Here is a 25,360-nt window from a genome sequence, read left to right as displayed (position 1 = left end):
CGTGAACGACAGGAAGCAGTACGCCATGAAACCCCTCGGCGCCGGTGACCCCATCCGGCTCGGCCCCTACCGCGTCCTCGGCGTACTCGGCGAGGGCGGCATGGGCAAGGTCTACTTCGGCCGGGACGACGGCGGCGGCACCGCGGCCGTCAAGGTGCTGCTGCCGGAGCTCGCGCACGACCCGCAGCTCGCCCAGCGCTTCCTGCGCGAGGCGCACACCGCCCGGGCGGTCACCAGCGGCGGCGTCGCCCGCGTGCTGAACGCACGGATCGAGGAGACCGACAGCCGGCCCTGGATCGCGACCGAGTTCCTGTCCGGGCCCACCCTCGACGACGCCGTCCGCCAGTACGGGCCCTTCGGCCCGGACGGCGTGCGCGCCCTCGCCGCCTCGCTCGCCGCGACCCTGCGGGACATCCACGCGGCCGGGCTGGTGCACCGCGACCTGAAACCGGCCAACATCGTGCTCACCTCGACCGGACCGCGCGTCATCGACTTCGGCATCGCGCGCCCCGAGCACGGACTGACGCTCACCACCACGGGCCAGGTTCCGGTCACCCCCGGGTACGGCGCTCCGGAGCAGGTGCTCGGTCAGCGCGTCGGACCGGCCGCCGACGTCTTCTCGCTGGGCGCGGTGCTGGCGTACGCGGCCACCGGACGGCGGGCCTACGACGGCACGCACGTGGCCGCCGTGCAGTACGAGGTGGTGCACGGGGAGCCCGAACTCGGCTCGGTACCACCCGAGTTGCACACGCTCATCGCGCCCTGCCTCGCCAAGGACCCGGACCGGCGCCCCACGCCCGAACAGATCGAGGGCGCGTTCGCCCCGCCGCCGGGAGCGGACCGGGTCTGGCGCACCGGGCCGCTGGCCCAGGACATCGAGCGCCGGGGAACCGAGGCGGAACGGCAGGCCACCGTCCTCTCGGGGGGTTCCGGTACCGGGCCCTCGCGCCGGGGGCTGCTGCGCACCGGGCTGGTGGCCGGCGGCGTGCTGGCCGCCGCCGGCGGGGCGGCGGGCGCCTGGTGGCTGCTGCGCGAGGAGCCGCGGGTGATACCGCCGGCCGGACTGGCGAAGAACGCGGAGGCGCTGTCCCTGCTCGCCGGGGACCACGGGACGGCTCCGCGCGAGCTGTGGGGTCCGCTACCCGTGGCGGCCCAGGCGGTGGACGGGGTGGTCACCACCCCGCTGCCCGTGCTCGACGTCGTCATCTTCGCGGCGAAGGGCGGCGGCCTGGCGGCGCGGCTGACGACCGACGGCAAGGAGAAGTGGCGGCTGCCGGGCGTCCGGCCCTCCGCCGGGCTGGTCGAGTTGCCCGGGTACCTGTTCGTGACCGCGGGCAACGACGGGGCGCTGCGCTGCTTCGAGGGCTCCACGAGCCGGGAGGTGTGGTCGGTGGGGGGCGCCGACACCGGCCGCATCCTGGCCGCGGACGCGTCGGCGGTGTATCTGGTGACGCGCGGCGGGAAGCTGCGCGCCGTGGACACGGCCAGCCGCAAGGTCCGCTGGACGGTGCCGCTGGCGGAGGGTGCCGTCCAGGCTCCCGGGCCACGGGCCGCGACCGGCACGGGCACGCTGGTGTTCTTCGGTGCCGACGGTGACGTCACCACGTTCGACACGGCTTCGGGTCGCACGCTCTGGCTGCTGTCCGGCCAGGCGAAGTCCGCCGTGCAGCCGCTCGTCGTGAACGACGTCGCGTACCTCGGCGGGCGTTCCCTCAAGGCCGTGAACGTCAGCACGGGCGTCCCGGTGTGGAAGGAATCTTGGAAGAAGAACACGAGCTCCGAGGAGCCGCAGCAGGGGGCCGGCGGCTGGGGTCCACCGGTCCTCCTCAAGGGCACCTACGTTTTCGCCCTGGACGGTACGTCGCTGACCGAGGTGAGCAGGGACAGCGGCCTGGGCCTTCCGACGCGCCGGAACGTGCCGGGGCCGATCCCGCACACGCCCCCGGTCGTGGAGGCCCGAACGATCTGGTTCGTCGAGGCGGGCGGGCGGGGCGTCTCGGCCCACTCCACACTCGACCGCGGCCGCTTCTGGACCTGGTCCCCCGAATCGAGCGGCCCCTGGGGCATCTCCGGTGCCGGGAACCGGGTCTTCCTCGTCAACGACGGGAAGCTCACGGCCATGCCGACCATCGACTGAGCCCGCGGACCCGGCGGTTCAGGCTTCCTTGCCGGCGAAGCTGTCGCCCTTCGGCCCGATGCCTTTGATCCTGGTCGGAGTTCCCTCCGGGGCGAACGAGTGGTGGAAGGTGAAGGCGTGCGGCGCGGGGCTGTGGTCGTGGAGGTGTTCCAGCCTGGAAACCCCGTTCCGCCAGGTGGGTATCACGCCGTCGGAGACCCACCAGCACACGTAATTCGGGTGCCCTGTCCTCTCGAACCAGTCGTAACGCCGGTTCAGCGCCTCACGGTGCAGACCGGTGTAGACGGCGTCGAAGGCGGGGCTCAGGTCGGTCCAGAGCGAGAGGGTCGTGGCCAGGGCGGTGGTTTCCACCGTACGGCCCTTGCCGTACCAGGTCGGTACGGCGAACCCTCCCCACGCACCCCAGTCCGCTTCGAAGAGCATGCCCCGGTCACCGCCTGCCGCTTCGGCACGCGCGAGGTATCCGGGGTGCTGACTGATCTTCCGGTAGACGGCCTCACCACGCTCGTAGAACTCGCGGGTGAGCGGTCCGGGATCGGCGAGAGGCGTCTTCAGGACACCGAACGTGTACAGCGCGAGATGGGGCATGCGGCTCTCCTTCGTCGAGGACCAGGTGAAGGTAGCTGCCTCCGCGGGCCATGTCGAAGTTGCGTTTTCCCAGTCCAAGTGGCCTCTCGTGGACGCTCCCACGCGTGCACCGCATGTCGGCGGCGACGGCTAAGGTCGGGAGTCGATCAACCGAGCGGGGAGAACGCGCGCATGGAACGGCTTCGTCAGGACGACCCGTCGCAGATCGGGCCGTACGTGGTCCTGGCCCGGTTCGACGCCGACTCCGCCGAGCGGACCGTTCCCGAGCGCCGCTACCTCGGGCGCACCGCCGACGGGGAGCGGACCGTCCTGCTCTGTGCGCCCCGGGCCGGCGCCGATCCGTCCCGGTGGGCGATCGAGGCGGAGGGTGCCCGGCGGCTGTCCGTGCCGCGGTTCCTCGGCATCGCGGAGGTGGGTGGCACGGCCGGGTTCCCCTGGTACGCGGCCCCGTACACGCCCGCGCTGCCGCTGCCGGCCGTGCTCGCCGCGTACGGCGGCCCGCTGCCCGAGGACACCGTCCGCCGGCTCGGCGCCGTGCTCGCGGAGGCGCTGGCCGCCGCGCACGCCCAGGCGGTGACGCATGCGGGGCTGTCGCCGGCCGCGGTGCTGGTCACCCCGGGCGGGCCGCTGCTGACCTGCGTCGGCGCGGTGCGGGCCGCGGCTCCCGACGGGGTGCGGCGGTCGGGGCTGCCCGGGCTCGCCCCGGGGTGCCTGGCCGTGGAGCAGGCGTCGGGGGGCCGGCCCGGGCCGCTCGGGGACGTCTTCGCGCTCGGCGCCGTACTGGCCTACGCCGCCACCGGGCACACCGTGCCCGAGCAGAGCGAACTGCCGCCGGGTCTGCGTGGGCTGGTCGGGTCCTGTCTGTCGTCCGACCCGGCGGCGCGGCCGCAGTCCGCGGGGGAGGTGCTGCGCGAGCTCGTGTCCCCGGCGGCGGGCGCGGGCCCGGGCGGGGCGGCGTCCCGCCCGGCCGGGGCGGCGTACCCGCCGGCCGGGACCGTCCTCGACCACACGGCCGTGCCGCTGCCCGGCCGGGTGGTGGCCGCGCTCGCCGCCCAGTCCGCCGCGCTGCTCGCCGCGGAACTCCCCGCCCCGCAGCAGCCGTTCGCCTCGTCCCAGAAGGTGCACTGAACCCGATGTCCGTCTCGCCGCCGCGCGCCCCGCTCGCGCCGCTCACCCACGACGATCCGCAGGCCCTCGGCGACTTCCGGCTGCTCGCCCGGCTCGGCAGCGGCGGCATGGGCACGGTCTATCTGGCCCGTTCGGCGGGCGGGCGGACGGTCGCGCTCAAGACCGTGCACACCCGGATCGCCGCCGACGCCTCCTTCCGCACCCGCTTCCGGCTGGAGTCGGACGCGGCCCGGGTCATCGGCGACCGGTACGGGGCCCGGGTCTTCGCCTCCGATGCACTGGCGGCGACGCCCTGGCTGGCGACCGAGTACGTCATCGGGCCGCAGCTCGACGAGGCGGTCCGGCTCGCCGGTCCGCTGCCCGAGGCGTGCGTCCGCTCGCTGGGCGCGGATCTGGCCCTGGCGCTCGGGCAGTTGCACCGCTCGGACGTGGTGCACCGCGACCTCAAGCCCTCCAACATCATGATCACGGCGGCCGGGCCCAAGGTCATCGACTTCGGTATCGCGCGTGCCCTCGGAGACGAGCGGCTGACCAGCACCGGGGCTGCCGCCGGCACTCCTGCCTTCATGTCGCCGGAACAGGCCGGCGGTCTCGAACACTCCCCCGCCGGCGACGTGTTCGCGCTGGCCGGCGTCCTGGTGTTCGCGGCGTCCGGGCACGGACCGTTCGGCGGCGGGCAGGCCGCGGACCTGCTGTACCGGGTGCGGTACGCGGAGCCCGACCTGGGCGGCGTACCGGCGGCGCTGGCCGCACCGCTCGCCCGCTGCCTGGCCAAGGACCCGGCGCAGCGGCCCACGACGGACGAGCTGGCCGGGCTGCTCGCTCCCGGCGGCGGCCCGTTCGCGGACGGGCTGCCGCAGCCGGTGCTCGCCGACATCGCCCGGCGCAGCGCGGCGGTGTGGCAGGAGCCGCCGGGGCGGCTGCCGGCGCCCGCCACGGAGCCGGACACCGTGGTCGACGCCGGCGGCGGCATGACACGGCGCAGGCTGTTCGCGGTCACGGGCGCGGCGGCCGGCGGCGTCGTGGTCGCGGCCGGAGGCGGGCTGTGGGCCTGGCTCGGCGGCCGCGACGGGGACGCGGGCGGGGCGGATGCCAAACAGCCCGCCCTGACGCCGCCGCCCGACCCGCTGTGGCAGGACGACGGAGCCCGTCCCCTGGTGGGCGGTACGCCTTTGCCGGTGAACGGCATGCTCGTCATGGCCCGCGGGGTCACGACCGTCGGGATCTCCCCGCGGGACGGCACCTACCTGCGGGACTTCTTCGGATACGCGGACGCCTGGCGCGTCGCCACCGACGGCAAGGTCCTGTACGGGGTCAGGAAGCCGGACGCCGCGGACAAGGCCCTCGCGGTGGTGCCCCTGTCCCTGGAGAACGGCAAGGAGCAGGCACCGCTCGTCCGACTGCCCGCGTACGACGGTACGAACGTGCTCAACCAGATCCTGGGCGTGGACGGCGACACCGTGTTCCTGTGCGCGAAGGCGGCTGGGAGCGGGCCGTGGTCCGTGGTGGCCGCGAGCTTGAAGAGCGGCACGGAACTGTGGCGGCAGCCGACGGCGGGGCCCACCGCGCACCAGGTGGAGTTGGGGCACCCGTCCCTCGTGCGCGTCAAGACCGTACGCGGCGGGGTGCTGCTGTGGCAGCGGGCCGAGACGGGCGACGCCCTGCGGGTGTCCCTGCACGACGCCGGGAGCGGCGCGGAGCGCTGGGCCGTGCCGCTGGAGGCGCTGGGCGCCACACCGGACCAGCCGGCCACGGACGAGGAGCACGTGTACGTCGGTGCGCAGACCCTGCAGGCGCTGCGGCTCGCCGACGGCAAACCGGCGTGGTCCTTCGGCGAGGGCCGTGACGTGGGCAAGGTGATCGCCCAGCGCCGGTACGGCATGCCGACGGTCCGCGACGGGGTCGTGTACGCCGTGGAGGGCACGCGCGGCATCGTGGCCCTCGACGCGCGCAGCGGCGCGGAGCGCTGGTCGGAGGTCCCGGCGGACGGCGCGGCGGGGGGCTCGGACCCGAACCGCGAGATCGCCCCGGTGGTGACCGCGAGCCACGTCTACAGCATGGACGCGGCGGGCCTGCGGGCCGTCGACATCCGCACCCGCCGGGCGGTGTGGCGCTACGAGACGAGTGCCTACCTCCTGGCGCCGGACCCGGGCGGCAAGCAGCTCTACCTGCGCGAGAAGAAGAGGCTGATCACGCTTCCGACGGCGTAGGCCGCGCGGCCGGCGGGGGCGCGAACGCCCGTACGCCGACGGCTCTGGGGGCCGTCGGCGTACGGGGGTTCGGGTCAGCCGGTCATCAGCCGGGGATGTGGACCTCCTGCTCGCGGCGCTGCTGGGGGATCGGGGCGCCGAGCGCGTGGTTCAGCTTCTCCCCCTCGACGTCCATGTTCGGCAGCAGCCGGTCGAGCCAGCGGGGCAGCCACCAGGCCGACTTACCGAGCAGGGCGAACAGGGCGGGCACGAGGGCCATGCGGACGACGAAGGCGTCGAAGAGGACGGCGATGGCGAGGCTGAAGCCGACCATCTTGACGAAGACGTTGTCCTCCATGATGAAGCCGGAGAAGACGCTGACCATGATGATCGCGGCGGCGCCGACCACGCGTCCGCCGTAGCGGAATCCGGTGACCACGGCTTCGGAGGGCTGCGCCCCGTGGACGTAGGCCTCCCGCATCCGGGTCACGAGGAAGACCTCGTAGTCCATCGCGAGACCGAAGACCACGCCGATCATGAAGATCGGCAGGGTGCTCATGATCGGTCCGGGCTGCTCGACTCCGAAGAAGTCACCGAGCCAGCCCCACTGGAAGACGGCCACGACCGCGCCGAGGGCCGCGCTCACGGAGAGCAGGAAGCCGAGGGCCGCCTTGAGCGGGACGAGGAGCGAGCGGAAGACGAGCACCAGCAGCAGGAAGGCGAGGCCGACGACCAGGCCCAGGTAGGGCAGCATCGCGTCGTCGAGGGTCTGGGAGAAGTCGATGAACAGGGCGGTCTGACCGGTCACCAGGATCTCGGCGCCACCGTTGGCGGCCCCGAGGGTGCCGGCGATGTCCCGGATGTGCGCGACCAGGTCCTCGGTCTCGGTCTCGGTGGGACCGGTCTTCGGGATGACGGTGAGGACCGCGGTGTCGCCCTTGTCGTTGGGTGTCGCGGGGGTCACCGTGGCGACGCCCTCGACCGTGCCGAGCTCCTTGCCGACGCCTGCGGCGGCGGTCGCCGCGTCCTTGGCCTGGACGGTGACCATCAGCGGTCCGTTGAAGCCGGCCCCGAAGGACTCGGACAGCATGTCGTACGCCTTGCGCTGGGTGGTGTCCGGCGCCATGGTGCCCTCGCCGGGCAGGCCGAGCTGCAGGCTGGCGGCGGGCACCGCGATGGCACCGAGGCCGACGACGCCGAAGAGGAGGACGACCAGGGGACGGCGTACGACGAACCGCGCCCAGCGGGTGCCCAGGTTCGGCTTCTGGCGGGCGGCCCGCTTGTCGGCCTTGCGCTGCTGGCGCTCGGAGAGCGGCTTGCCGTAGTACTTCCTGCGCTCCTTGCGGGGCATGACCTTGATCGGCGCGAAGCCGAGGAGCGCCGGGACGAACGTGGTGGCGATCAGTACGGCGACGGCGACCGTGCCGGCGGCGGCGAGGCCCATCTTGGTGAGCATCGGGATGTTCACCACGCTGAGGCCCGCGAGGGCGACGATGACGGTGAGACCGGCGAATACCACGGCCGATCCGGCCGTGCCGACGGCCCGTCCGGCGGCGTCCTGGCGCTCGCGGCCCTCGGCCATCTCGGAGCGGTAGCGGGAGACGATGAACAGGGCGTAGTCGATGCCGACCGCGAGGCCGATCATCAGCGCGAGGGTGGACGTGGTGCTGGAGAGGCCGAAGGTCGTACCGAGCGCGGTGATGGCCGCGCCGCCGATGGCGACGCCGAAGATGGCCGTGAGCAGGGGCATGCCCGCTGCGATCATCGAGCCGAAGGTGAGGACCAGGACGATCGCCGAGACCAGGATGCCGATGCCTTCCGCACCGCCGCCCGGGGCTCCGTCCACCTTGACGGCGTCACCCCCGGCCTCGACGGTCAGGCCGGTGGCCCGGGAGTCCTCGAGTGCCTTGTCGAGGCCGTCGTGCGCCTCGTCCGTCACCTTGAGGGCCGTGACGCTGTACGTGGCCACGGCGTAGGCCGTGGTGCCGTCCTGGCTGACGGTGTTGGTCTTGAAGGGGTCGGAGGCCGAGACGACGTCGGGCGCCTTGGCGAGCGCGCCGACCAGGCTCTCGACCTTGGCCTTCTGGGCCGGGTCGGTGAGCTTCTCGCCGGCGGGGGCACGGACCACCACGCGGGCGGTCGCGCCGTCCACGCTCATGGCCGGGAACTTCTCCTTCAGCAGGTCGAAGGCCTTCTGCGACTCCGTACCCGGCATCGAGAACGTATCGGTGGGCGGCGGCGGAGCGACGGAGGCCGCGAAACCGGCCCCGACGACGACGGCGAGCCACAGCAGTGTCACCAGGCCTCGTCGCCGGAAGGCGAATCGGCCCACTTTGTAAAGGAAGGTGGCCATAGCGAAAAGAACTCCTGTTTGAATCGGTACCGCGAGCGGCGGCGGGTGTTTCCGGTGGGGACGGACGGCCGGTCAGTTCGGCCGGCCACGGGCCCGCCCCGCCGACCCGGGAGGGGCCGGCCGAGCGGAGAAGGCGAAGAGGACGAAGCGTCGGCGACCCGCTTCCTACGCCGTCGAGGCGATGGCGCCATCATGGCACACACATGGCGCCACTGTCGCGCCACATCTGAGCCAGAGCGGCAGTCTGGCCGAAAGACGCTCCCCGTTCGGTCGGGTTACGGATCCTCCGGCGCGTCCACGCACACCGCGCCCACCTGGGCCTCGACGGCCGACATCGGCCCCAAAAACCGGTACGGGCACGGCCGTACGAGCCATCGCGTTCCGGCCGCCGCCCATCAGACCCTCCCGCCGGCAACGGCGGCACCGGCCCGGCCGGCGTGGCGCCACGATGGCGCCATCGAGCGGTTCACAGCGGCACCTCCGCCTCGTCCAGGTCCGGCACGATCACCGTGCCGACCCCTTCGTCCGCGAACATCTCCAGCAGGACCGCGTGCGGGACCCGCCCGTCGATCACCCGCGCCATCTCGACGCCGCCCCGCACCGCGTGCAGGCAGCCGGTCATCTTGGGGACCATGCCGTCGGCGAGTTCCGGCAGCAGCTTCTCCAGTTCGCGGGCGGTGAGCCGGTCGATGACCTCGTCGCTGAGCGGCCAGCCCGCGTACAGGCCCTCGACGTCGGTGAGCATGATCAGCTCCTGGGCGCCCAGCGCGGTGGCGAGCGCCGCGGCCGCGGTGTCGGCGTTGACGTTGTAGACGTGACCGTCCTCGGCGCTGCGGGCAACGGGCGAGACCACCGGAATGCGGCCGTCCGCCAGCAGCGCCTCGATGGCTCCGGTGTCCACCCGGGAGATGTCGCCGACCCTGCCGATGTCCACCGGCTCCCCGTCGATCCACGGCACGTGCCGGGTCGCGGTCAGGGTGTCCGCGTCCTCGCCCGTGATGCCGACGGCGAGCGGGCCGTACGCGTTGATCAGTCCGACCAGTTCGCGCTGCACCTGCCCCGCGAGCACCATCCGGACCACGTTCATGGCGGGCGTCGAGGTGACCCTGAGTCCGGCCTTGAACTCGCTGGCCAGGCCGCGCCGTTCGAGTTCGGCACCGATCTGCGGACCGCCTCCGTGGACGACCACGGGCTTCAGTCCGGCGTAGCGCAGGAAGACGACGTCGCGGGCGAAGGCGGCGGTCAGCGCCTCGTCGACCATGGCGTGCCCGCCCAGTTTGATGACGACGGTCCGGTCCTGACGGCTGGTCAGCCAGGGCAGCGCATCGCCCACGGACTGCGCCTTCGCCAGGGCGGGATGCAGACGGGTCGTCATGAGAACCTCGCGCGCAGGGTGAAGAGAACGCCGGCCGCGTTGGTGACGCTCATCGGCACAACTCCTTCTGTGGAGGACTCAGAGCTCCCGGAAAACGTGAATTCCCGCGGGTACAGACCGCGGTCACCGGTCCAGCATCGCGCGGTGGAAGGGCCCACCGGAAGCCCATTCCGCGGAACTCGGTGCAGAACGGAGAAGATTCGGGGCAGTGTGTTACCGCTGTCCCGTCAACGGGACAGCGGGGGGAAGAGCATCGACGACCGGTGGAGCGCTACATGGGCACACCGGTCTCCACGGGGCGCCCGAAAGGTGCCATGATCGGGCATGGCGGTCTCGCCAACTCCATCCCCACTAACGGATGACGATCCGTATCCCGGCCGGGAAACGGATCGTGAACGGCTTGAATTGGAGTGCATTCATGAGCAGCAACCCGTTCGACGACGCCGACGGCCGGTTCTACGTCTTGGCCAACGACGAGGAGCAGCACTCGCTGTGGCCTTCGTTCGCCGAGATCCCGGCCGGCTGGCGCATCGTATTCGGCGAGGAAAGCCGCCAGCAGTGCCTGGAGCACGTCGAGGCGAACTGGACCGATCTGCGCCCGAAGAGCCTGCGCGACGCGATGGCCGCGGACTCGGTTTCCGCAGGCGCCGCGTGAGGTGAATGCGGCATTCCACGGAATGGCCGAAGACGTACGAAGGGTGGGCCCCGGTGCTGGACGAACAGCACCGGGGCCCACCCTTCGGCGTGGTGGGGAGGAACGCCGGGTCAGCCCCGGCCTGCCGCGCCCGCGACCTCGACGGTACGGGCCACGGCCTGCTCCTGTTCGGCCCGCCGCAGCACGATGGAGTCGGCGATCTCGCCGCTGCGCACCGCGATGTTCGACAGCAGGGACGAGGACAGTCCGTGGGTGTGCTCGGTGCCGCCCTGGAGGTAGATGCCGCAGGACGGTCCGGTCGCGGTGACGAGCCGGTAGTCGCGCTCCACCCGGTGGCGGCCGCTCACGTCCCGCAGGAAGTGGCGGTCGAAGTCGCCGAGCAGGCGGGCCGGGTCCATGCCCTCGTAGCCGGTGGCGAAGACGAGCGCGTCGACGTGCAGTTCCTGGGGCTCGCTGTCGAGCAGTGAGTTCAGGGTGATCCGCGTGTCGCTGCCGGCCCGGGTGACCTCCGCGACCCGGGTGAGGTTGAGGAAGTGCAGTCGCTTGCTGCCGCGCACCTCCTCCTCGTACGAGCGCTGGTGGAGGTCGCGGATCACCTCGTCGTCGACCACCGAGTAGTTCGTGTTCCGGTGGTAGTGCCAGAAGGCCTCCCGCGCCTGGTCGGTGCCGAAGTAGTACTCGTCGACCGCGGCCGGGTCGAACACCTGGTTGGCGAAGGGCGTGTCGTCCGCGACGGAGTACCCGTAGGACGGGATGACCGCCGAGACGCGCGCGTGCGGAAGCCTGTCGTACAGGAACCTGGTGATCTCGGCGGCGCTCTGGCCGGCGCCGACCACCGCCACGCTCCTCAGCCCTTCGGGGTCGAGGCCGTGGAACTTCTCCAGGAACTCGGAGCTGTGCCACACCCGCTCGTCGCGCGCGACCCCGGCCGGCATGCGCGGCACCAGACCCGTCGAGATGGTCACGTTGCGCGCGCGGACGTGGCGGACGCCGCCGGCCGCGTCGCGGACCTCGAGCCGCAGGTGCTCGGGGGTCCCGGACCCGGTGTCCTGCGAAGGCCGGATCGCGGTGACCTCGGAGCCGTAGGAGACGCGGTCGGAAAGGCCCGACGCGGCCCATTCCAGGTACTGGTGGAATTCCTGCCGGGTCGGGAAGAAGTCCTGGTTGTTCACGAACTGGACCAGTCGGCCCGCGGCGTGCAGATACGACACGAAGCTGAACCGGGACACCGGATTGCGGAAGGTGGCCAGGTCCTTCAGGAACGAGATCTGCATCGTCGTCGACGGCAGCAGCATGTTGCGGTGCCAGCCGAAGGCGGGCTGCCGCTCGAAGAATGCGGCCTTGACCGGATGCTCCGGAACATTGGCCCGGTGCTCTTCCAGAGCGATCGCGAGCGACAGGTTGGACGGGCCGAAGCCGATGCCGACCACGTCGTATATCTCGTGGTTATGCGTACCCGTTGTACCCATAGACAATTCTCCCGCTAGCGTCTTGGAATCTCGACCGGTGATCCGGGAGACCTCTATTCAGTATTGCGCCGGAGAACGCCCCGGCGCCAACCTGAAGACGTCAAGAAGACGATCCCGGCGGCCCTGTGCGGGCCGAATACCGAATGCCCCTGTCCGGCTGACGGGACAGCGGTATGGTCGGTCCGGATTTCCATGTCCTCGCGCAATTGCGCCGACCGAAAGGGTGAATTCCGGATGTTCGTCCCCAGTAACTATCGCGAACCGGACGGTTCGTGGATGACCGATCTGATACGAGACAATCCACTGGCCATGGCGGTGACCAACGGGACGGCGGAAGACGGTCCCTTCGCCACGCACCTGCCGGTCATCGCGGACCCGCAGGCGAATGAGGAATGGTCGGACGACCTGTCCGGCGGCATTCTGCTCGGGCACATGAACAGGGCCAATCCGCACTGGGCGGCGCTGGAAACCGGAAGCCTCGTCCTGCTGACCTTCACCGGCCCGCACTCCTACGTCTCGCCGACGGTGTACGAGAAGTCGCCGGCCGCCCCGACGTGGAATTTCACCTCGGTGCACGTGCGCGGTGTGGTGGAGAAGATCGACTCGATCGAGGAGTCGATGGGAGTGGTGCAGTCGACCGTGCGCGCCTTCGAGGAGTCGAAGTTCGGCACCGGTTGGGACATGTCCGATTCCATCGGCTACTTCCGGCAGATCGTGCCCGCCGTCGGCGCCTTCCGGGTCACCGTCTCGGGGGCCGAGGGCATGTTCAAGCTCAGCCAGGAACAGCCCTCCGAGGTCCGCGGCCGCGTACTGGACTCGTTCACGCACAGCCCGTGCACCCGGCAGCGCGACACGGCCGACCTGATGCGCCAACTGCCCTGACCGGCACGGCCGGCCCCAGCCTTCAGGGCCCACACTCCTGACGGAGTGCGGGCCCTGTGACGCGCACCGCCCAAGCGGTCAGGCGGTGATGGCCGGCCGATCGGACCGCGCCGGTCCGCCGGGCTCCGCCGTCCCTTCGAGTTCCGCGGGCCCATGGCCGTCCTCCACTTCCTCGACCTCCTCCAGCGCTTCGAGCCCCTCCCGCTTCTCGAGCTCCTCCAGCGCCTCCAAGGCCTCCTTGGCCGCACTGTCCAGGGTCACCAGCACCCAGCGCTCGAAGTCGACGCCCGCCTGCTCCGCGGCCTTGTGCCACCACTGGAGCCGGCTGCCGGGGACCTCCAGCCGCCGCGTCGGCTCGGCGGGCATCCTGACCTGCGCCTCGTCCTCGCGCGCGGCGCGGATGGCGCTGCGCAGCTGCTTGGTGGTCCACTTGCGCTGCTCGGCCCGGTCCAGCCAGGCCTCCTGCTCCTCGTGCGGCAGGGAGGCCAGTTCTGCGTGGTGCTGGAAGCTGAGGGCGCCCCGGCGGCGGCTGAAGTCGAACCGGCGGGAGACCCAGGCGTAGTTGCGCAGGGTCTGGTACTGCAGCCCGGCGGCGCGGATGCCGCGCTGGTAGCGGTCGGTGTAGTGGTCCTTGCCGTATACGAGCCAGTCACCCAGCCACCACGAGGAGGAATCAACGATTCCGGACAGCTGGCGGCCGGCCTTCTCCCAGTCGTCGAAGGACATCCCCGCGGGCATCTGCAGGCCCACCTTCGTGGTCAGCACCTGGCCACGACGCGGATCCTCGCCCATGGCCCGCCGCTGCCTCGGTGCCGGCTCGGGGCTCGTACGGATCTGCCCGATTCTCGATCCCTCGATGTCGCCGGCCTGAATCGCCATCATGCCTCCATGTGAAGGGTCCACAGAACAGGTGTGGAGGCTCCCAGCCCGTGCTAAAGGCAGGCCAAAGCGGCCCGCAGGGCCCGCGCCGGCGGCCCGTCCCGCCGGCGCGGGCCCTGCGGGCCGTCCCGTCGACGGGACAGCGTCACGGACCCCATCGAACAATTGAACAGACACCGCCCGTTGTCGGCGGCTTTCTGTTCTCCGCCTCCCCGGCGGAGGGTATGTTCATTCTCGGCCAGAGTTTCTTCGCTGCGGCACATCAGAATTCCCACCGCCGCCGGCTCGGCTTGTTCGCGAGGCATCAGAGGTAAAAGCGGGGCGGTCTTTGTCCGCATATTCACGCGCCCGCACCGCGCCTCCCCCATTCAGCTCGTCCAGCCAATTCAGCAGGAGCAGGAGGATCGGAAATGACGCAGCGCGGGGCCGAGCACCGGCTTCTGATCACCTGACCGCCGAACACAACGGGGAGGACACGCATGAAGCACCGCAGCGCCGGCCCGCTGGGCCCGCTTCCGGAATTCCTTGGGCAGTACATGGCCGGGGAGGGGCAGGTCCCGGACGGCATCGACGTCGTCCCGTTCTTCACGCCCGCCGGGGACAAGATGTGGCTCGTGTGCGACTACGCGCTGGCCCGCAAGGTCCTGACGGACAAGCGGTTCAGCCGGGCCGAGGCCGTCACGCCGCACGCCCCGAAGCTCAACGACGCCCAGCCCGTGCCGAATTCGATGATGAGCATGGACGGGGCCGATCACTCCAGGCTGCGGCGCGTCGTGACCCGGGCGTTCACCACCGGCCGGACCAACGCGATGGCCCCGGCCGTCGAGGAGCTCACCGACCGCTACCTCGACGCCATGGCCGCCTCGGGCCCGGGCACCGACCTCATCGAGGCGCTCGCCGCGCCCCTGCCGCTGGCCGTCCTGTGCTCGCTGCTGGGCGTTCCGCCCGAGGACAGCACCCGGTTCCGCGACTGGGTCGAGGTGCTCTTCGACATCTCCGCCAGCACCCCGCAGGAGAAGGCCCGCCGCCGGCTCGAACTCATCGACTACATGGCCGACTTGATCGACCGCAAGCGCCGCCGCCCGGAGGACGACCTGCTCACCTCCATGATCGGGGCGCACGAGCAGGGCGACCTGTCCATGGGCGAGCTGCTCACCATGGGGCTGACCCTCCTGATGGCCGGCTACGAGACCGTCGTCGGGCAGATCGGGACCTCGGCGCACGCCCTGCTGCGCGACCCCGCCGCGTACGGGGAGCTGTGCGAGCAGCCCGACCGGCTGGCCCCCACGGTCGAGGAACTGCTGCGGCTGACCCCCTCCACCCCCATCAGCTTCCCGCGCGTCGCGGTGGAGCCGGTCCCGCTCGGCAGCGTCACGGTCCAGGCCGGGGAAGGCGTCATCGTCTCCCTGCTGCACGGGAACCGTGACGGCAAGACGTTCGCGGACCCCGAACTGATGGATCCGAAGGGGCACGACGCCGCGCACCTGACGTTCGGGCACGGGGTGCACCGCTGTCTCGGCGCGCCGCTGGCCAGGCTCCAGCTGCAGATCGTCCTGGAGCGCCTGTTGCGGCGGTTCCCCACCCTCCGCCTGGCCCCCGGCCCCGACGCCGTGGTCTGGAAGGACGGCCTCGGCACGCGCGGGCTGTCCCGGCTGCGGGTGGAGTGGTAGCCGCTCCGCGCAGGCCGCTCGTACAGGCGGGTCGCCTCCCGGGTGTTCCGGGCGTCCCCCCTCAAGTGCTGCTCCCCGGAACACCTTTGGACTTGGAGTGAGGATCCGCATGTCTGTCGAGACCACCCGCCGCGATGCCGAGCCCGTCGGGGACGCCGGGAATGCCGGGGAGCCCGTTGCCGTCATCGGGCTGTCGTGTCGCTACCCGGGCGCGCACTCCGACGGGGCAGCGGGCTCCGGGGACTTCGCGGGCCACGAGGGCTACGAGGACCCCGAGGGCTTCGAATCGGACGTGTTCGGCATCGCGCCGGACGCGGCCGCGTCGACGGACCCGGGGCAGCGGCTCCTGCTGGAACTGGGCTGGGAGGCCCTGGAGGAGTCCGGCATCGTGCCGGCCTCCCTGCGCGGCGCCCGCACGGGCGTCTTCCTCGCCGCGCCCGGCCACGCCCGGGCCGCGGATGCCGACGTGGATGCCGGCGCGGATGCCGACGTGGATGCCGGCGCGGATGCCGGCGCGGATGCCGGTGTGGACACCGCCCCGGACGCGGACCACGCCGAGGGCGTCCGCGCCGTACTCGGTCTGAGCGGACCGGGCCGGACCGTGCCCGGCGGCGCCCCGGCCACCCTGAGGGCGGTGCACCTGGCGTGCGAGAGCCTGCGCGCCGGCGACAGCGAGATCGCGCTCGCGGGCGGCCTCGACGCCGAACCCGCGGGCGGGACCGTTCTCGTACTCAAGCCCCTGGCGCGGGCCCTGGCCGACGGCGACCGCGTACGCGGGGTCCTGCACGGCACCGGGCCGGCCGCCGCACCGGCCGAGGGCGGGCCCGACGGTGCCGCCGGGCTGGTCGAGGCCCTGCGCTCCCCCGCCTCCCCGGGGCAGCCGGTGGCCGTCTCCGCCGTCGACGCCGACGGCACGGCCTGGTCAGTGGAGGTCGCCGAGGCGCCCCGTACCGAGCAGGAACCTTCCACCGGCCCGGCCGCCTTCCGGGGCGGCACGCTGCCGTGGCTGATCTCCGGAGCGAGCGCGGCCGCCGAACGCGCGCAGGCCGGACGGCTCCTGGCCCGGCTCACGGCGAGCGCCACGGGCGTCGAGGGCGTGGAGGGCGTCGAGGGAACCGCGAGCACCGCACGCCCCGGCATCGCCGACATCGCCCGTTCCCTGGCCGTGTCGCGCACCGCGTTCGCCCACCGTTCGGTCCTGCTGGCCGGCACCGAGGCGGAGTTCACCGAGGAGCTGGCCGCGCTCGCCGAGGGCCGCCGCGGCTCCGGCCGCGTGAGCGGCACGGCCACGGCGCGCGACCGGGCCGTCTTCGTCTTCCCCGGCCACGGTTCGCAGTGGCCCGGCATGACCGCCGACCTGCTCGACACCTCGGACGTCTTCCTGGCAAGCATCCGTGCCACCGCCGAGGCGCTCACCCCGTACGTCGACTGGTCCCTGGAGGACGTCCTGCGCGAGGTGCCCGGCGCGCCCGCGCTGGACCGCATCGACGTCATCCAGCCCGCCCTGTTCGCGACCGCGCTCGGCCTCGCCGCCCTGTGGCGCTCCTTCGGCGTCGAGCCCGCGGCAGTCGTCGGGCACAGCATCGGCGAGCTCGCCGCCGCGGTCGTCGCGGGCGGGCTGAGCCTGGAGGACGGCGCCCGCGCGAGCGCGCTGTGGGGCAAGGCCCAGGCGCGGCTCGCGGGCCGGGGTTCCATGCTCTCGGTGCTGCTGCCGCTGGACGAGGTGCGGCAGCGTCTGGCGCCGTGGGGCGGGAAGCTGGCCGTCGCGGGCGTCAACGGGCCGCGGTCGGTCGCCGTCGCCGGCGACATCGACGCCATCGAGCGCCTCCAGGAGGAGTTCACCGCCGAAGGGGTGCGGGCCCGCCGGGTCGCCATCGACTACGCGCCGCACTGCGCGCACATGGACGAGATCCACGAGGAGCTGCTCACCGTCCTGGCCCCGCTGCGGCCACGGAAGGGGAACATCCCGTTCTATTCCGCCCTGACCGGCGCCCTGCTGGACACCCGCTCGCTGGACGCCTCGTACTGGTTCCGCAGCCTGCGCGAGCCCGTGCTGTTCGAGAGCTCGATCCGCTGCCTCACCGACCACGACCTCTTCGTCGAGATCAGCCCCCACCCGGTGATGACCCTGCCCGTCGAGCAGACCCTGGAGACCACCGACTCCAGGGCGATCGTGGTCGGTTCGCTGCGCCGCGGCGCGGACGGGCCGCACCGCTTCCTGTCCTCCGTGGCCGAGGCGTACGCGCACGGCGCCCCCGTGGACTGGAGCCCCGTCTTCCCGGCGGACGCCGCGGTCGTCTCCCTGCCCACGTACGCCTTCCGGCGCGGCGCCCCCGGGGCGGCCGCCGCCGACCCCTTCGGAACCGGCGGGGACCCCGAGCGGACGGCCAGGTTCCTCATGGATCTGGTGCGCTCCGAGGTGGCCCTCGTCCTCGGCCGCGAAAAGGGCGGGGACATCGACCCCACCCGCTCCTTCCAGGAACTCGGCTTCGACTCGGCGACCGCCGTGGAACTGCGCAACCGGCTCGCCGCCGCCACCGGGCTGAAGCTGCCGACCACCCTCCTCTTCGACCGGCCCACCCCCGAGAAGCTGGTCGCGCGGCTCGCCGAGCTCTCGGGCGTCGTCTCCGCGCACGAGCCCGTCTCCCGCGCGGTCGCGCGCCGGGTTCCCGGCTCCGACGAGCCCATCGCCATCGTCTCCATGGCCTGCCGCTTCCCGGGCGGCGTGGCCTCCCCGGAGGACCTGTGGCGGCTCCTCGTGGAGGAGCGGGACGCCGTCACCGACTTCCCCGGCAACCGCGGCTGGGCGCTGGAGACCCTCTTCGACGGCGACCCCGACCGCGCGGGCCGCTCGTACACCCGGCAGGGCGGGTTCCTGCACGACGTCGACCAGTTCGACGCCGAGTTCTTCGGGATCAGCCCGCGCGAGGCCACCGCCATGGACCCGCAGCAGCGCATGGTGCTGGAGACCGTGTGGGAGGCCGTGGAGCGGGCCGGGATCGATCCCGCCGCGCTGCGCGGCAGCGGCACCGGCGTGTACGTCGGCGCCATGGCGCAGGACTACGGCCCGCGCCTGCACGAGGCGGGCGAGGGCGTCGGCGGATACCTGCTGACCGGCACGTACACGAGCGTGGTCTCCGGCCGCGCCTCCTACACCCTGGGCCTGGAGGGTCCCGCCGTCACCGTCGACACCGCGTGCTCGGCCTCGCTGGTGGCCCTGCACATGGCGGCGCAGGCGCTGCGGGCCGGCGAGTGCGAACTGGCCCTGGCCGGCGGTGTGACGGTGATGGCGACCCCCGGCATGTTCGTGGAGTTCAGCCGCCAGCGCGGCCTGTCCGTCGACGGGCGCTGCAAGTCCTTCGCGGAGGCGGCGGACGGCACCGGGTGGGGCGAGGGCGTCGGCATGCTGCTCCTGGAGCGGCTCTCCGACGCCCGCCGCAACGGCCACGAGGTCCTCGCGGTCATCCGGGGATCGGCCGTCAACCAGGACGGCGCGAGCAACGGGCTCAGCGCCCCCAACGGCCCCTCGCAGGAGCGGGTGATCCGCGAGGCCCTCGCCGCCTCCGGACTGTCCGCGGTCGACGTCGACGCCGTCGAGGCGCACGGTACGGGCACCCGGCTCGGCGACCCCATCGAGGCGCAGGCCCTGCTCGCCACCTACGGTCAGGGCCGCGCGGTCGACCGACCGCTGTTCCTGGGCTCCCTCAAGTCGAACATCGGGCACACCCAGGCCGCCGCCGGCGCGGGCGGCGTCATCAAGATGGTCATGGCGATCCGCAACGGCCTGCTGCCGCGCACCCTGCACGTGGACGCCCCGACCTCGCACGTGGACTGGGCCGGCGGCGGGGTCTCGCTGCTCACCGAGGCCACCCCGTGGCCGCAGAGCGACCGGCCCCGCCGGGCCGGCGTCTCCTCCTTCGGTGTCAGCGGCACCAACGCCCACCTGGTGCTGGAGCAGGCCGCCGAGCCCGTGCCCGCCGAACCGGCGCCTTCCCGGGCCGGGGCGCCCGCGCCCGTCCCCTTCCTCCTCTCCGCCAAGAGCGACCAGGCGCTGCGCGCGCAGGCCGGCAAGCTGCTCGACCACCTCCGGGACCACCCGGGCGAACGCCTCGCGGACATCGGCTGCTCCCTCGCCGTCGGCCGCGCCCACTTCGACCGGCGGGCCACCGTGGTCGCCGAGGACCTCGCGGGGCTGGAGCAGGGCCTGCGGGCCCTGGCCGACGGCGCCACGGACCGCGGCCTGGTCACCGGGCAGAGCCGGCCCGCGGCCCGGCCCGTGTTCGTCTTCCCCGGCCAAGGCGCGCAGTGGGTGGGCATGGCGGCCGGCCTGCTGGAGTCCTCCCCGGTGTTCGCCCGCCGGATGGCCGAGTGCGCGGCGGCCCTGGAGCCGCTGGTGGACTGGTCGCTCCTCGACGTCGTACGCGGCGTCGAGGGCGCTCCGGGCTTCGAGCGGGTGGACGTCGTACAGCCCGTGCTGTGGTCCGTGATGGTGTCCCTGGCCGAGGTCTGGCGCTCGCTGGGCGTCGAACCGGCCGCGGTCGTCGGCCACTCCCAGGGCGAGATCGCCGCGGCCTGCGTGGCGGGCGTACTCAGCGTCGAGGACGCGGCCCGGGTCGTGGCACTGCGCAGCCGCGCGCTGACCGTGCTGTCGGGCCGGGGCGGCATGATGTCCGTGGCCGAGCCCGTCGGATGGGTACGGGACCGGATCGGCGCCTGGGAGGGCCGGATCTCGGTCGCCGCGGTCAACGGCCCGTCCCAGACCGTGGTCTCCGGCGATCCGGAGGCCCTCGCCGAGTTCCTCGCCCAGGCCAAGGAGGAGGGGGCGCGGGCCCGTCTCGTCGACGTGGACTACGCCTCCCACTCGGCCCATGTCGAGGAACTCGAAAGCGAGTTGGCGCGGATCCTCGAGGGAATCGAGGCGCGCCCCGGCCAGGTCCCGGTCTTCTCCTCGCTGACCGGTGCACTGCTGGCCGACACCGGCCTGATGGGCGCCGGGTACTGGTACCAGAACCTGCGCGAGACGGTGCAGTTCGAGCAGGCGGTCGGCGAGCTGCTCGCCGCCGGCCACCACACGTTCATCGAGGTCAGCCCGCACCCGGTGCTCACCATCGGCGTGCAGGCGGCCCTCGACGAGGCCGGCGCGCGCGGCGCCGCCCTGGGCACCCTGCGCCGCGACGAGAACGAGGCCGCACGCCTGCTGCTCTCGCTCGGCGAGGCCCACTGCCACGGCGTCCGCGTCGACTGGTCCGCCGTGTTCGATGCCACGGACGCCCGACGGGTCCAGGTCCCGACGTACGCCTTCCAGCGGAGCCGGTTCTGGCTCGACACCCCGGTCACGGCGGAGGACCCGGCGGGCCTCGGCCTCACCTCCGCGGAGCATCCGCTGCTCGGCGCGATGACCAGCCTCGCCGACCGCGAGGGCGTGCTGTTCACGGGCCGCGTCTCCCGGCGCACCCACCCGTGGGTGGTCGACCACGCGGTCGTCGGTACGGTCCTGCTGCCCGGCACCGCCCTCGTCGACATGGCCGTCTCCGCGGGCGACCGCTTCGGCTACGGCGGGCTCCGGGAACTCGTCCTGGAGGCACCGCTGCTCGTCCCCGAGGAAGGCGGCGTCCACCTCCAGGTCGCCCTCGGCCCCGCCGAGGAGTCGGGCACCCGCTCCGTCACCGTCCACTCGCGTCCCGAGGGCGCGGCGGAGGAGGAGTGGACCCGGCACGCCTCGGGCCTGCTGGCCACCGGCGAACACCCGGTGCCCGCCGCCACGCGGACCTGGCCGCCGCAGGGCGCGCGGTCCGTCACCCGTGAGGACACCTACGACCGACTCGCCGACCGCGGGTACGAGTACGGGCCGGTCTTCCAGGGCCTCGGCCGGGTCTGGCAGTCGGGCGAGGAGCGGTTCGCGGAGGTCTCCCTCCCCGAGGAGCAGCACGCCGACGCCACCTCCTTCGCCATCCACCCGGCGCTCCTCGACGCGGCCCTGCACGCCATGCTGCTCGGCGACGGCACCGAGCTGGCCATCCCGTTCTCCTTCAACGGGGTCACCCTGCACGCCACGGGTGCCACCGCGCTGCGGGTGCACGTGGTTCCCACCGATGCCAACAGCGCCTCGCTGACCGCCACCGACCCCGACGGGCAGCCCGTCATCACGGTCGACTCCATCACCCTGCGCCCGGCCGGCGACCTCCGCGCGGCCACGAGCGCGGGCCGGCACTCCGGGCTGCACCGGCTGGGTTGGAAGCCCCTGCCGCAGACGGCCGCGGAGACCACGGCCGGGCTCTGGGCCGTACTGGGCTCGGACCCGCACGGGCTGGCGGCGGCCGTCTCCGGTGACACGTACGCCGACGTCGCCGAACTGCGGACCGCCCTGGGAGACGGCGCCCAACTGCCTTCGTTCATAGCCCTGTCAGAAGAACTCACCGAGGTGCATACGGCGGTTCAGGGCACCCTGGCCACCCTCCAGGAACTCCTCGCCGACACCACCCTCGACTCCACCCGAATCGTCGTACTCACCCAGGGCGCCACCGCCCTCACCACCGACGAGGACATCCACAACCTGGCAGCCGCAGCCCTCACCGGACTCATCCGCACCGCACAAAACGAATACCCCGGCCGCCTCACCCACCTCGACATCGACACCACTGAGGCCCTGGCCGCCGCCGCCCACACCGCCGCCACCACCCCCGACACCCAACTCACCCTCCGCAACGGCCAACTCCACACCCCCCGCCTCGAAAACACCCCCACCAACCCCAACGCTGCCAAGCCCCTCGACCCCGAAGGCACCATCCTCATCACCGGCGGCACCGGCGGCCTCGGCCACATCCTCGCCCGCCACCTCGTCACCCACCACGGCGCCAAACACCTCCTCCTCACCAGCCGCACCGGACCCAACGCCCCCGGCGCCACCGAACTCACCACCGAACTCACCACAGCAGGCGCCCACATCACCATCACCGCCTGCGACACCGCAGACCGCACCCAACTGACCCACCTACTGGACTCCATCCCCACCGAACACCCCCTCACCGCCGTCATCCACGCCGCCGGCACCCTCAACGACGCCACCCTCGACAACCTCACCCCCCACCACGTCACCCAAGTCCTCCACCCCAAAACCGACGCCGCCCACCACCTCCACCAACTCACCACCCACCTCCCCCTCACCCACTTCATCCTCTTCTCCTCCATCGCCGGACTCATCGGAAACCCCGGCCAAGCCAACTACGCCGCCGCCAACACCTACCTCGACGCCCTCGCCCACCACCGCCACCACCACAACCTCCCCGCCACCAGCCTCGCCTGGGGACTCTGGGACACCGCGAGCACGATGACGAGCGGGCTCAGCGAGCTCGACGTCAAGCGGTGGGCGCGCAAGGGTGTGCTGCCGATCTCCGCCGAGCGCGGCATGGAGATCTTCGACGCCGCCATCGTCTCGCCGGAGCCGCTGCTCGCCGCGGCCGATCTGGACCTGCCGACCCTGCGCTCCCCCGACCAGTCCGCGCCCGCCCTGCTGCGCACCCTGGTCCGCGCCCCGCGCCGGCGCGCCGCCGCGGCCACCGCGGTCTCCGGTACGGGTGGTTCCTCGTGGGCCGAGCGCACCGCCGCGCTCCCCGTATCCGACCGCCGGCGTACCGTCGGTGAGCTCGTGCGCACCACCGTCGCCGCCGTGCTGGGCCTCGCCGGCCCGGCCGTTGTCGACGAGGACACGGCGTTCAAGACCCTCGGCATGGACTCGCTGACCGGCCTGGAACTGCGCCGCCGGGTCGTGGCGGTCACCGGCGTCACGCTGCCGGCGACGGCCGTCTTCGACCACCCCACCCCGGCCGCCCTCGCCGAGTTCTTGACGGGCGAGCTGTCCAAGCTGGCGGGCGAGACCGAGGTCGTGCGTCCCGGTGCGCCGATCGCGGTGCGCAGCACCTCCGATCACGAGGACCCGATCGTGATCGTCGGCATGGCCTGCCGCTACCCGGGCGAGACCCGCTCCCCCGAGGACCTGTGGCGGCTCGTCGCCGACGGCACCGACGCCATCGGCCCCTTCCCCACCAACCGCGGCTGGGCCCTGGACCGGCTGTTCGACGGCGACCCGGACCGTGCGGGCCACTCGTACGCCCGCAACGGCGGGTTCCTCTACGACGCCGACCGGTTCGACGCCGAGTTCTTCGGGATCAGCCCGCGCGAGGCGGCGGCCATGGACCCGCAGCAGCGCCTGCTGCTGGAGGCCAGCTGGGAGGCGGTGGAGAACGCGGGCATCGCCCCGGCCGCCCTGCGCGGCACCCGTACCGGTGTGTTCAGCGGTGCCATGTACAGCGAGTACGCCTCCCACCTGCGCAACGCGCCGGAGGCCGTGGAGGCCTACCGTACGACCGGCAACACGCTCAGCGTGGCCTCCGGCCGGGTCTCGTACACGCTGGGCCTCCAGGGTCCGGCCATCACCGTCGACACGGCCTGCTCCTCCTCCCTCGTCGCCCTGCACCTGGCCTCGCAGGCCCTGCGCCAGGGGGAGTGCACCCTCGCCCTCGCGGGTGGCGTGACCGTGATGGCGGTGCCCGATCTGTTCGTGGAGTTCAGCCGCCAGCGCGGCCTGGCGACGGACGGCCGCTGCAAGTCCTTCGCGGACGCGGCGGACGGTACCGCCTGGAGTGAGGGTGTCGGCGTCCTGCTCCTGGAGCGGCTCTCCGACGCCCGCCGCAACGGCCACGAGATCCTCGCCGTCGTCCGCGGCTCCGCCGTCAACCAGGACGGCGCCAGCAACGGACTCACCGCGCCGAACGGTCCTTCGCAGGAGCGGGTGATCCGCGAGGCCCTGGCGGCCTCCGGGCTGTCGGCGGCCGATGTCGACGCCGTAGAGGCGCACGGTACGGGCACCACCCTCGGCGACCCCATCGAGGCCCAGGCCATCCTCGCCACCTACGGCCAGGACCGCGACGCGGAGCGTCCGCTGCACCTCGGCTCGCTCAAGTCGAACATCGGCCACTCCCAGGCCGCCGCCGGCGTCGGCGGCGTCATCAAGATGGTCATGGCCATGCGCCACGGCGTGCTGCCGCGCACGCTGCACGTGGACCGGCCGACTTCGCACGTGGACTGGAGCACGGGAGCGGTGTCGCTCCTCACCCAGGCGACCCCGTGGCCGGAGACGGACCGGCCGCGCCGGGCCGGTGTCTCCTCCTTCGGGATCAGCGGCACCAACGCCCACGTCGTCCTCGAACAGGCCCCCGTGGCCGAGCCGAAGCCCGTCACCGAGGCCCAGGCCCCCCTGCCGTCGGCGCCGTGGCTGCTGTCGGGGCACACCGAGGCCGCGCTGCGGGCCCAGGCGGGACGGCTGCTGGCCTTCGTCTCCGAGCGTGCGGAGCAGCCGGTTCCGGCCGGTCAGCAGCAGGTCTCACTGGCCGGCGTCGGCCGGTCGCTGGCCGATGTGCCCGCGCTGCTGGCGCACTCGGCGGCCGTGGTCGCGGAGGACCGGGACGGCGTTCTGCGGGGGCTCGCCGCGCTGGCCGCCGGTGAGGAAGCCCCTGAGGTGATCGCGGGTCCGCCGGCGGGTCGTGGCGGTGGCAAGACCGCGTTCCTCTTCACGGGGCAGGGCAGTCAGCGTCCCGGCATGGGCCGCGAGCTCTACGAGACCCACCCCGTCTACGCCCGCACCCTCGACGAGGTCTGCGCCCATCTCGACGAGCACCTCCAGCAGAGCGTCTCCCTCAAGTCGCTGCTCTTCAGCGACGAGGACCCCACCACCTCGCCGCTCCACCAGACGATGTGGACGCAGGCGGCGCTCTTCGCCACGGAGGTCGCCCTCTACCGCACCCTCGAACACCACGGCCTCACCCCCGACTACCTGCTCGGCCACTCCCTCGGCGAACTCACGGCCGCGCACGTCTCCGGGGTCCTCACCCTGGGCGACGCGGCCCTGCTCGTCGCCACCCGTGGCCGGCTGATGCAGTCCGCCCCCACCGGCGGCGCCATGATCGCCATCGAAGCCACCGAAACCGAGATCCTGGCCACCCTCCCCACCCACCACGGACACCTCGACATCGCCGCCGT

General features: G+C 72.7%; 12 protein-coding genes. 7 read left to right on the top strand and 5 right to left on the bottom strand.

The window, feature by feature from the left end:
* The first annotated feature begins 1 nt into the window (after position 1).
* Positions 2-2,137 carry a serine/threonine-protein kinase gene (locus AB0D29_RS22775; RefSeq protein WP_362856610.1) on the top strand — a complete coding sequence of 712 codons (2,136 nt, stop codon included), beginning with the start codon at positions 2-4 and terminating at the stop codon, positions 2,135-2,137.
* Positions 2,138-2,155: 18 nt separating this feature from the next.
* Here the strand turns inward: AB0D29_RS22775 and AB0D29_RS22770 are convergent, their stop codons facing one another.
* The gene (locus AB0D29_RS22770; RefSeq protein WP_362856609.1) at positions 2,156-2,725 is read right to left on the bottom strand and encodes a DUF3291 domain-containing protein; all 570 of its coding nucleotides are present in this window, start codon (positions 2,723-2,725) and stop codon (positions 2,156-2,158) included.
* A gap of 171 nt (positions 2,726-2,896) precedes the next feature.
* Between AB0D29_RS22770 and AB0D29_RS22765 the strand changes: the two genes are divergently transcribed.
* On the top strand, positions 2,897-3,853 hold the full coding sequence (locus tag AB0D29_RS22765; RefSeq protein WP_362856607.1) for a serine/threonine protein kinase: 957 nt from the start codon (positions 2,897-2,899) through the stop codon (positions 3,851-3,853).
* A 5-nt stretch (positions 3,854-3,858) separates the two neighbouring features.
* Positions 3,859-6,063, top strand: coding sequence for a protein kinase (locus AB0D29_RS22760; protein ID WP_362856605.1), 2,205 nt, complete (start codon positions 3,859-3,861; stop codon positions 6,061-6,063).
* An 85-nt stretch (positions 6,064-6,148) separates the two neighbouring features.
* Here the strand turns inward: AB0D29_RS22760 and AB0D29_RS22755 are convergent, their stop codons facing one another.
* Both AB0D29_RS22755 and argB read right to left on the bottom strand, forming a co-directional pair.
* On the bottom strand, positions 6,149-8,395 hold the full coding sequence (locus AB0D29_RS22755) for an MMPL family transporter (protein WP_362856604.1): 2,247 nt from the start codon (positions 8,393-8,395) through the stop codon (positions 6,149-6,151).
* A 466-nt stretch (positions 8,396-8,861) separates the two neighbouring features.
* A complete protein-coding gene (gene argB / locus AB0D29_RS22750; protein WP_362856603.1) occupies positions 8,862-9,770 on the bottom strand; it encodes an acetylglutamate kinase in 909 nt (302 codons plus the stop codon).
* A 418-nt stretch (positions 9,771-10,188) separates the two neighbouring features.
* Between argB and AB0D29_RS22745 the strand changes: the two genes are divergently transcribed.
* Positions 10,189-10,425 carry an MbtH family protein gene (locus AB0D29_RS22745; protein ID WP_327416917.1) on the top strand — a complete coding sequence of 79 codons (237 nt, stop codon included), beginning with the start codon at positions 10,189-10,191 and terminating at the stop codon, positions 10,423-10,425.
* Between the two features lie 110 nt (positions 10,426-10,535).
* Here AB0D29_RS22745 and AB0D29_RS22740 read toward each other — a convergent pair whose 3' ends face one another.
* Positions 10,536-11,894 carry a lysine N(6)-hydroxylase/L-ornithine N(5)-oxygenase family protein gene (locus tag AB0D29_RS22740; protein ID WP_362856601.1) on the bottom strand — a complete coding sequence of 453 codons (1,359 nt, stop codon included), beginning with the start codon at positions 11,892-11,894 and terminating at the stop codon, positions 10,536-10,538.
* Positions 11,895-12,086: 192 nt separating this feature from the next.
* On the opposite strand from AB0D29_RS22740, the gene AB0D29_RS22735 reads away from it, so the two are divergent.
* Entirely contained in the window at positions 12,087-12,776 is a 690-nt protein-coding gene (locus AB0D29_RS22735) for an FMN-binding negative transcriptional regulator (RefSeq protein WP_362856599.1), read from the top strand.
* 78 nt (positions 12,777-12,854) lie between these two features.
* Here the strand turns inward: AB0D29_RS22735 and AB0D29_RS22730 are convergent, their stop codons facing one another.
* Entirely contained in the window at positions 12,855-13,658 is an 804-nt protein-coding gene (locus AB0D29_RS22730; protein WP_362856597.1) for an LmbU family transcriptional regulator, read from the bottom strand.
* A 476-nt stretch (positions 13,659-14,134) separates the two neighbouring features.
* On the opposite strand from AB0D29_RS22730, the gene AB0D29_RS22725 reads away from it, so the two are divergent.
* The gene (locus AB0D29_RS22725; RefSeq protein WP_362856596.1) at positions 14,135-15,325 is read left to right on the top strand and encodes a cytochrome P450; all 1,191 of its coding nucleotides are present in this window, start codon (positions 14,135-14,137) and stop codon (positions 15,323-15,325) included.
* Positions 15,326-15,434: 109 nt separating this feature from the next.
* Positions 15,435-25,360 (top strand): SDR family NAD(P)-dependent oxidoreductase (locus tag AB0D29_RS22720; RefSeq protein ID WP_362856595.1); only part of this gene is annotated, 9,926 nt, incomplete at its 3' end.

It is taken from the genome of Streptomyces sp. NPDC048424 (genome assembly GCF_040651555.1).
Classification (GTDB): Bacteria; Actinomycetota; Actinomycetes; order Streptomycetales; family Streptomycetaceae; genus Streptomyces.
This window is presented reverse-complemented; position numbering and strand designations above follow the sequence as displayed.